The sequence below is a fragment of the Mesorhizobium sp. M2E.F.Ca.ET.209.01.1.1 genome (assembly GCF_004010375.2).
GTDB lineage: Bacteria > Pseudomonadota > Alphaproteobacteria > Rhizobiales > Rhizobiaceae > Mesorhizobium.
The window spans coordinates 1-282 of sequence record NZ_SADP02001329.1 but is presented as its reverse complement, the minus strand read 5'-3'; the positions used below and the strand labels follow the sequence as shown (position 1 = coordinate 282).

1 protein-coding gene and 1 pseudogene are annotated in these 282 nt (G+C 67.0%); both read right to left on the bottom strand.

Annotated elements, in window-relative coordinates:
* Positions 1–95, bottom strand: a pseudogene (locus EN852_RS43455) (3-oxoacyl-ACP reductase); the annotation flags it as partial.
* A gap of 49 nt (positions 96–144) precedes the next feature.
* On the bottom strand, positions 145–282 hold a 138-nt coding region (locus tag EN852_RS40290), incomplete at its 5' end, for an acetone carboxylase subunit gamma (RefSeq protein WP_281407876.1).

The following is a 282-nucleotide window of genomic DNA, read 5'->3' as shown; positions in this document are numbered from 1 at the left end:
CTTGCCCCGGCCTGGGCGAGCGCGGCGGCGATGGCGAAACCCATGCCGGAAAAACCGCCGGTGACGATCGCGCTGCGGCCGGACAGATTGGTCATCGAGCACCTCCGGGATCAGACGGCTGCATAACCTCCCCGCCCATCGCCATCAACCTCCCTTGCTTGACGGCTCCAGCGGCTTGCCCAGCCAGTCGCGATAGAAGCCTTCGAGGTCCGGCTCGAAATCATGCACGATCGGATAGCCGGGCGCCGCCGCCTCGACCTCGTGCAGGGTACCGCATTCGGG